Consider the following 7,371-nt stretch of genomic DNA (forward strand, 5'->3'; position numbering starts at 1 on the left):
GGAACGGCAGCCAGAAGTCGGTCTGGAACGAATCGGCGAGTTGGGCGCCGACGTCGTCCGATCCGGCACTGCCGGAGAGCAGCGCCGCCCAGCCGGCGGGGTCGAAGAGGTCGTCGAAGCCGGGATCGGCCTGTGCCGGCGGCGTCATGGTGAAGGTCAGGAAGGCCCCGATCGCCGATGCCGCGCCCAGTGCCCGGCGTCGGCCCCTGCGATCCGTGTGCGCGCTGCCGCTCCGACCGACCATGACTGCCCACCCGCTTCCCGACCCCGACCGGCCGGCTGATGCCAGCCTGAATAAGTAGTGAAGCTACTCCGAAGAAGGAGTTGCGGTTTACGAAGCGGAAAATTTCCGTTCGCGCGACCACGCGCAGTTGTCCGCCGAAACCCCAGGTGAAGGTGGTGAACTCTGCCCGGCCGCGGGGGTGGGCGTGCAACCCGTGCGGCGCCCGGGTCGGCCCGGGAGCAGCGATTTGGCGTTGCGCCCCCCGTCCCCTAAGCTCTAGGGGTTGCCGTGGGCAGACCTCGGCCAGCGAAAGTTGGCCCTGCGTGCTCATCGGCTCCAGTAAGAACAGATAGACAATGCACGTCCGGGGCGAATCCGGCTGGCACCGCCATGTCGCGCGTCGCCCCGATTATTGAGGAGATCTGGTGATTCAACAGGAATCGCGGTTGAAGGTCGCCGACAACACCGGCGCCAAGGAGATCTTGTGCATCCGGGTTCTCGGCGGCTCGTCGCGACGGTACGCCGGTATCGGCGACATCATCGTGGCCACCGTCAAGGACGCCATCCCGGGTGGCAACGTCAAGCGCGGTGATGTCGTCAAGGCCGTCGTGGTGCGCACCGTCAAGGAGCGTCGCCGCGCCGACGGCAGCTACATCAAGTTCGACGAGAACGCCGCGGTGATCATCAAGGCCGATCACGACCCGCGCGGTACCCGCATCTTCGGGCCGGTCGGCCGGGAACTGCGCGAGAAGAAGTTCATGAAGATCGTCTCGCTGGCCCCGGAGGTGCTGTAGATGAAGGTCCACAAGGGCGACACGGTGCTGGTCATTTCCGGCAAGGACAAGGGTGCCAAGGGCAAGGTCCTCAAGGCCTTCCCGACCCGGGACAAGGTGCTGGTCCAGGGCGTGAACCGGATCAAGAAGCACGTCGCGAACTCGACCAACGAGGCCGGCGCGTCCTCGGGCGGCATCGTCACCCAGGAGGCCCCGATCCACGTCTCCAACGTGATGGTCGTCGACTCCGACGGCAAGCCCACCCGGGTCAGCCACCGGGTGGACGCCGAGACCGGCAAGAAGGTCCGCATCTCCAAGCGCAACGGCAAGGACATCTGAGATGACGACTGTGGAAGACACCGCAGACACCGCCAAGGCGCAGGGCTCCGCGAAGACCCCGCCGCGGCTGAAGGTCAAGTACCGCGAAGAGATCCGCAAGACCATGCAGGAGCAGTTCTCCTACGCGAACGTCATGCAGATCCCGGGCGTCGTGAAGGTCGTCGTCAACATGGGTGTCGGCGAGGCCGCCCGTGACGCCAAGCTGATCAACAACGCCGTCGCCGACCTGGCCCTGATCACCGGCCAGAAGCCGGAGATCCGTAAGGCCACCAAGTCGATCGCGCAGTTCAAGCTGCGTGAGGGCATGCCGATCGGTGCCCGCGTGACCCTGCGCGGCGACCGGATGTGGGAGTTCCTGGACCGGCTGACGTCGATCTCGCTGCCCCGTATCCGCGACTTCCGCGGCCTGTCGCCCAAGCAGTTCGACGGCTCGGGCAACTACACGTTCGGCCTGGCCGAGCAGTCGGTGTTCCACGAGATCGACGTGGACTCGATCGACCGCCCCCGCGGTATGAACATCACCGTCGTCACCTCGGCGACGAACGACGACGAAGGTCGGGCGCTGCTGCGGGCCCTCGGCTTCCCGTTCAAGGAGAACTGACCACATGGCTAAGAAGGCTTTGGTTATCAAGGCGGCACGCAAGCCCAAGTTCGGGGTGCGCGCCTACACCCGCTGCAACAAGTGCGGTCGCCCCCGCGCGGTGCTCCGCAAGTTCGGCCTGTGCCGGATTTGCCTCCGCGAGATGGCGCACGCCGGCGAGCTGCCCGGTGTGCAGAAGAGCAGCTGGTGAGGGTGGAGGAGCAGCCTAAATGACTATGACGGATCCGATCGCGGACTTCTTGACGCGTCTGCGTAACGCCAACTCGGCGTACCACGACGAGGTGACCCTGCCGCACTCGAAGATCAAGGCGAACATCGCCGAGATCCTCAAGCGCGAGGGTTACATCACCGACTACCACGTCGAAGACGCCCGGGTGGGCAAGGCGCTGGTGGTGAACCTCAAGTACGGCCCCAGCCGGGAGCGCAGCATCGCCGGCCTCCGCCGGGTGTCCAAGCCCGGTCTGCGGGTGTACGCGAAGTCGACCAACCTGCCGCGCGTGCTCGGCGGCCTGGGCGTGGCGATCATCTCCACCTCCTCGGGCCTGCTCACCGACCGCCAGGCGGCCAGACAGGGCGTGGGCGGCGAAGTCCTCGCGTACGTGTGGTAGCGGGACAGGGAGAGTAGAACAATGTCGCGTATTGGAAAGCAGCCGGTCCCGGTCCCGTCCGGGGTCGACGTGACCATCGATGGTCAGAACGTGTCGGTCAAGGGGCCCAAGGGCACCCTGGAGCTGACGGTCGCGGAGCCCATCGAGGTGGCCCGTGACGACGCGGGCGCCATCGTGGTGACTCGTCCCAACGACGAGCGGCGCAGCCGGGCTCTGCACGGCCTGAGCCGCACGCTGGTGGCCAACCTGATCACCGGGGTGTCCGAGGGCTACGTCCGCAAGATGGAGATCTTCGGCGTCGGTTACCGCGTGGCGCTCAAGGGCAGCGACCTGGAGTTCGCCCTGGGCTACAGCCACCCGGTGCTGATCAAGGCTCCGGAGGGCATCACCTTCGCGGTGGAGACGCCCACCAAGTTCTCGGTCTCGGGCATCGACAAGCAGAAGGTCGGTCAGATCTCGGCGAACATCCGCCGTCTGCGCCGCCCCGACCCCTACAAGGGCAAGGGTGTGCGCTACGAGGGTGAGCAGGTCCGCCGCAAGGTCGGGAAGACAGGTAAGTAGCGATGGCGCAAACACAAGCAGGAACCCCGGCGCACAAGCCGGTCGGGCAGAACATCTCCGAGGTGCGGCGCACCGCACGGTTGCGCCGGCACGCCCGGCTGCGCAAGAAGGTCGCCGGCACCGCCGAGCGTCCGCGCCTGGTGGTGCACCGCTCCTCGCGGCACATCCACGTTCAGCTCATCGACGACCTGGCCGGCCACACCGTGGCTGCGGCGTCGTCGATCGAGTCCGACGTGCGTGGCGTGGCGGGCGACAAGAAGGCCCACAGCGTGCGGGTCGGCCAGTTGATCGCCGAGCGTGCCAAGGCTGCCGGTGTGGACACCGTGGTGTTCGACCGGGGTGGCTACACCTACGGCGGTCGGATCGCGGCGCTGGCCGACGCGGCGCGCGAGGGCGGGTTGAAGTTCTGATGACGTACTTGACTGGAAGGACCGCATGATGGCGGAGCAGACTGCAGGGGCTACCGGCCCCGACACCAGCAGCGCCCCCCGCGGCGACGGTCGCGACAACCGCGGCGGCCGGGGCGGCCGCGACGGCGGTCGTGGTGGCCGCGACAACCGCGACGGTGACAAGAGCAACTACCTGGAGCGCGTCGTCGCGATCAACCGGGTGTCCAAGGTGGTCAAGGGTGGTCGCCGGTTCAGCTTCACCGCGCTGGTGATCGTCGGCGACGGCAAGGGCATGGTCGGCGTCGGCTACGGCAAGGCCAAAGAGGTCCCGGCCGCCATCGCCAAGGGCGTCGAGGAGGCCCGCAAGGGCTTCTTCCGGGTGCCGCTGATCGGTGGCACCATCACCCACCCGGTGCAGGGTGAGGCCGCGGCCGGCGTGGTGTTCCTGCGCCCGGCCAGCCCCGGTACCGGTGTGATCGCCGGTGGCGCCGTGCGCGCCGTGCTGGAGTGCGCCGGCGTGCACGACATCCTGTCGAAGTCGCTGGGCAGCGACAACGCGATCAACGTGGTGCACGCCACCGTTGCCGCGCTGAAGATGCTGCAGCGTCCCGAAGAGGTGGCCGCCCGGCGTGGCCTGCCGATCGAGGACGTGGCCCCGGCCTCGATGCTGAAGGCGCGCCGGGAGAGTGAGGCGCTGGCAGCAGCCGCCGCACGGGAAGGCACGGCGTAACCATGGCAGAGCTGAAGATCACCCAGGTCCGCGGCATCATCGGTGCCCGCTGGAAGCAGCGCGAGAGCCTGCGCACCCTGGGTCTGCGCAAGATCCGCCAGTCGGTGGTGCGTGAGGACAACGCCCAGACTCGCGGCCTGATCAAGGTCGTGCACCACCTCGTTGAGGTTGAGGAGGTCGGCAAGTGACCATCAAGCTGCATGACCTGCGCCCCGCGCCCGGGTCGAAGACCAAGAAGACCCGGGTCGGTCGCGGTGAGGGTTCCAAGGGTAAGACCGCGGGCCGCGGCACCAAGGGCACCAAGGCACGCAAGAACGTGCCGGTCCGGTTCGAGGGTGGGCAGATGCCCATCCACATGCGGCTGCCGAAGCTCAAGGGCTTCCGCAACCGGTTCCGCACCGAGTACGAGGTCGTCAACGTCGGCGACATCAACCGGTTGTTCCCGGCCGGCGGGACCATCGGTCTCGACGAGCTGGTCGCGGCCGGCGCGGTCCGGAAGAACACGCTGGTGAAGGTGCTCGGCGACGGCAAGATCACCGTCAAGGTCGACGTCACCGCGCACAAGTTCAGCGGCAGTGCGCGCGACAAGATCGCGGCGGCCGGAGGCTCGGCCACCGAGCTGTAGCCCTCCCGCTGCACGAGCAGTCCCCCGCAAGCGGGAGGTGCCCCCAACCAAAGCCCCCTTTGCCACGCCGCAAAGGGGGCTTTGGCGTCTGCTCGGGGGGTGGAATCGATCGGTAGGGTCGACCCCATGTTCTCCTTCCTGCCGGGTGTGCCCGGTGTTGACGACCTGCGCTCCGCCTACCGTCGCATCGACACCGCCCGCCACCACGGCGTGCCGGCCGGCTGCGTGCTGGAACTGGACCTGCAGGCGCTGCCGCACGAGACCGGCTCCTTCGACCCGCTGGCGCTGATCCGCTCCGGCGGCCAGCCGCCGGTGCTGCGCGACGTGGTGGCGGCGATCCACCGGGCTGCCGAGGACCCGCGGGTGGCCGGCCTGATCGCCCGGGTGCAGCTGCCGGCGGGGGCGGCCGGGCCGGTGCAGGAGCTGCGCGCGGCGATCGCGGAGTTCACCGCCGTCAAGCCGTCGCTGGCCTGGGCGGAGACTTACCCGGGCACGCTGTCGTACTACCTGGCGTCGGCGTTCGGGGAGGTGTGGCTGCAGCCGTCGGGGACGGTCGGGCTGATCGGCTTCGCCACCAACGCGCTGTTCCTGCGCGGTGCCCTGGACAAGGCCGGGATCGAAGCGCAGTTCGTGGCCCGCGGCGAGTACAAGTCGGCGGCGAACATGTTCACCCAGGACTGCTACACCGACGCCCACCGGGAAGCGGACACCGCGCTGGTGGAGAGCCTGCACATCCAGGTGCGCGACGCGGTTGCCGAGGCCCGGGGACTGACGGCGCCGACCGTCGACGAACTGGCCGACCGCGCCCCGCTGCTGCGCGACGACGCCGTCGCGTCGGGCCTGATCGACCGCATCGGTTTCCGCGACGAGGCGTACGCCCGGATCGCCGAACTGGCCGGCGGCCGCGACGACTGCGACCCCGACAGCGAGGACGCTCCGCCGCGGCTGTACCTGTCGCGCTACGCCCATGCGACCGCTGGCCGGCCGGTGGTGCCGGGGTCGGGGCTGCCGGGACTGTCGAGCCTGCCGGGCCGCAAGTCGAAACCGGTGATCGCGGTGGTGACGGTGGCGGGCCCGATCGTCAGCGGTCACGGCGGCCCGCAGATCTCGCCGTTCGGCAACCGCGGCGTGGGCGGGGACGTGATCGCCGCGTCGCTGCGAGCGGCGGCCGCCGACGAGGACGTGGCGGCGATCGTGCTGCGGGTGGACAGCCCCGGCGGTTCGGTCACCGGGTCGGAGTCGATCTGGCGGGCGGTGCAGCGGGCCCGGGAGGCCGGCAAGCCGGTGGTGGCGTCGATGGGGGCGGTGGCGGCCTCCGGCGGCTACTACATCTCCGCGCCGGCCGATGAGATCGTCGCCAACGCGGGGACGATCACCGGTTCGATCGGGGTGGTCACCGGAAAGTTGGTGGCCCGCGAACTCAAGGACCGGCTCGGCGTCGGCAGCGACAGCGTGCGCACCAACGCCAACGCCGACGCCTGGTCGGCGAACGCCCCGTTCACCGCCGCGCAGCAGGCGCAGGTGGAAGCCGAAGCGGACCTGTTCTACGCCGACTTCGTGGCCCGGGTCGCCGACGGGCGGGCGATGTCGGCCGATGCGGTGGACGCGGTGGCCCGCGGGCGGGTCTGGACCGGGGCCGACGCCCTGACGCACGGCCTGGTCGACGAACTGGGCGGGCTGCACACCGCGGTTCGGCGGGCCAAAGTGCTGGCCGGCCTAGACGCCGACGCCGAGGTGCGCACGGTCAGCTACCCGGGGTCCTCGCTGTGGGAGTTCCTGCGGCCCCGGCCGTCCTCGCAACCGGCGGCGGCCTCGGTGTCGGATGCGGTCGGCGCGCTGCTGGCCGGTTCGCTGCTGGGCGCGGTGGATCAGGTGCAGCGGTCGGTGACCGGCGCCAGCGTGCTGTGGCTGGGGGAGTTGCGCGGATAGAACGCGACATGGCCATCACATAAGAAGTGCGTTATCACATTGTGTGATCACACGATGTGCATGATCTCCATTTTCGCGCATTGCGATGAATGATTGATCGTAGTCGACACGAACACGTCCGGTCAATGGATTTCAGGTCTGCGAACCTGTATAAACGTCCATTCAAGTGTCCGGAGACATTTTCTCGTGAACCGCTGCGCGTCCCTGGTTTCAGGGCTTAGCTTTAGGTTCATCTCAGTTCGTGTCACTAGCAGCGTCGCTAGGTCGATGGGAGTGCCTCATGAACCGTCGGAGCAGCATCGGACGTCGGGAATCCCAGAATCGTGGCCGGGCACACCGGCGTGCGGTCGGTGCCGGGGGCGCGATCGCCGCGTTCCTGGCGTTCGGGATGTCTCCCGGGCTCGGAACGCCGGCGAGCGCCGACTTCGATGACATCTTCGACCCGGGCACCTGGAACGCCCTGTTCGATCCGGACACGTTCGCGCAGACCTGGGACGGACTGTTCGGGGTCACCGAGTCCGGCAGCGCCGCGCAGGGCGACCTCGGCACGCAGCTGGCCGATTCGTTCCAGACCGACTTCTGGCTGCCGTTCC

At 68.6% G+C, this 7,371-nt stretch carries 13 protein-coding genes; 12 read left to right on the forward strand and 1 reads right to left on the reverse strand.

What is annotated here, in order from left to right:
- The coding region (locus KIH27_RS21720; protein ID WP_372451449.1) for a hypothetical protein at nt 1-244 on the reverse strand (244 nt) is incomplete at its 3' end.
- 404 nt (nt 245-648) lie between these two features.
- Here KIH27_RS21720 and rplN point away from each other — a divergent pair.
- The 12 genes from rplN to KIH27_RS21780 all read left to right on the forward strand — a co-directional run.
- Nucleotides 649-1,017, forward strand: a complete 369-nt coding sequence (gene rplN / locus KIH27_RS21725; protein WP_214095035.1) for a 50S ribosomal protein L14 — start codon at nt 649-651, stop codon at nt 1,015-1,017.
- Nucleotides 1,018-1,335, forward strand: a complete 318-nt coding sequence (gene rplX, locus KIH27_RS21730; protein ID WP_214095036.1) for a 50S ribosomal protein L24 — start codon at nt 1,018-1,020, stop codon at nt 1,333-1,335.
- Nucleotide 1,336: 1 nt separating this feature from the next.
- The gene (gene rplE / locus KIH27_RS21735) at nt 1,337-1,936 is read left to right on the forward strand and encodes a 50S ribosomal protein L5 (RefSeq protein WP_214095037.1); all 600 of its coding nucleotides are present in this window, start codon (nt 1,337-1,339) and stop codon (nt 1,934-1,936) included.
- A gap of 4 nt (nt 1,937-1,940) precedes the next feature.
- On the forward strand, nt 1,941-2,126 hold the full coding sequence (locus tag KIH27_RS21740) for a type Z 30S ribosomal protein S14 (RefSeq protein WP_214095038.1): 186 nt from the start codon (nt 1,941-1,943) through the stop codon (nt 2,124-2,126).
- Between the two features lie 19 nt (nt 2,127-2,145).
- Nucleotides 2,146-2,544, forward strand: coding sequence for a 30S ribosomal protein S8 (gene rpsH, locus KIH27_RS21745; protein ID WP_214095039.1), 399 nt, complete (start codon nt 2,146-2,148; stop codon nt 2,542-2,544).
- A gap of 21 nt (nt 2,545-2,565) precedes the next feature.
- Complete coding sequence (gene rplF, locus KIH27_RS21750; RefSeq protein WP_214095040.1) at nt 2,566-3,105, forward strand: 50S ribosomal protein L6; 540 nt, start codon at nt 2,566-2,568, stop codon at nt 3,103-3,105.
- Between the two features lie 2 nt (nt 3,106-3,107).
- The gene (gene rplR / locus KIH27_RS21755) at nt 3,108-3,515 is read left to right on the forward strand and encodes a 50S ribosomal protein L18 (protein WP_214095041.1); all 408 of its coding nucleotides are present in this window, start codon (nt 3,108-3,110) and stop codon (nt 3,513-3,515) included.
- A 28-nt stretch (nt 3,516-3,543) separates the two neighbouring features.
- Entirely contained in the window at nt 3,544-4,224 is a 681-nt protein-coding gene (rpsE, locus tag KIH27_RS21760; RefSeq protein WP_214095042.1) for a 30S ribosomal protein S5, read from the forward strand.
- Nucleotides 4,225-4,226: 2 nt separating this feature from the next.
- Entirely contained in the window at nt 4,227-4,412 is a 186-nt protein-coding gene (rpmD, locus tag KIH27_RS21765) for a 50S ribosomal protein L30 (protein ID WP_214095043.1), read from the forward strand.
- Nucleotides 4,409-4,849, forward strand: coding sequence for a 50S ribosomal protein L15 (gene rplO / locus KIH27_RS21770; protein ID WP_214095044.1), 441 nt, complete (start codon nt 4,409-4,411; stop codon nt 4,847-4,849). Before rpmD ends, rplO begins: the two co-directional genes overlap by 4 nt.
- A 126-nt stretch (nt 4,850-4,975) precedes the next feature.
- A complete protein-coding gene (sppA, locus tag KIH27_RS21775; RefSeq protein WP_214095045.1) occupies nt 4,976-6,778 on the forward strand; it encodes a signal peptide peptidase SppA in 1,803 nt (600 codons plus the stop codon).
- A 280-nt stretch (nt 6,779-7,058) separates the two neighbouring features.
- Nucleotides 7,059-7,371 (forward strand): hypothetical protein (locus KIH27_RS21780; protein WP_214095046.1); only part of this gene is annotated, 313 nt, incomplete at its 3' end.

Source organism: Mycolicibacter acidiphilus, assembly GCF_018455725.1.
Classification (GTDB): domain Bacteria; phylum Actinomycetota; class Actinomycetes; order Mycobacteriales; family Mycobacteriaceae; genus Mycobacterium; species Mycobacterium acidiphilum.

Bases quoted from the DNA above. Each gene is read 5' to 3' on its own strand.
- sppA (WP_214095045.1), top strand. From the start codon at position 4,976: ATGTTCTCCTTCCTGCCGGGTGTGCCCGGTGTTGACGACCTGCGCTCC.
- rpmD (WP_214095043.1), top strand. From the start codon at position 4,227: ATGGCAGAGCTGAAGATCACCCAGGTCCGCGGCATCATCGGTGCCCGC.
- rpsH (WP_214095039.1), top strand. From the start codon at position 2,146: ATGACTATGACGGATCCGATCGCGGACTTCTTGACGCGTCTGCGTAAC.
- KIH27_RS21740 (WP_214095038.1), top strand. From the start codon at position 1,941: ATGGCTAAGAAGGCTTTGGTTATCAAGGCGGCACGCAAGCCCAAGTTC.
- rplR (WP_214095041.1), top strand. From the start codon at position 3,108: ATGGCGCAAACACAAGCAGGAACCCCGGCGCACAAGCCGGTCGGGCAG.
- rplF (WP_214095040.1), top strand. From the start codon at position 2,566: ATGTCGCGTATTGGAAAGCAGCCGGTCCCGGTCCCGTCCGGGGTCGAC.
- rplX (WP_214095036.1), top strand. From the start codon at position 1,018: ATGAAGGTCCACAAGGGCGACACGGTGCTGGTCATTTCCGGCAAGGAC.
- rpsE (WP_214095042.1), top strand. From the start codon at position 3,544: ATGGCGGAGCAGACTGCAGGGGCTACCGGCCCCGACACCAGCAGCGCC.
- rplE (WP_214095037.1), top strand. From the start codon at position 1,337: ATGACGACTGTGGAAGACACCGCAGACACCGCCAAGGCGCAGGGCTCC.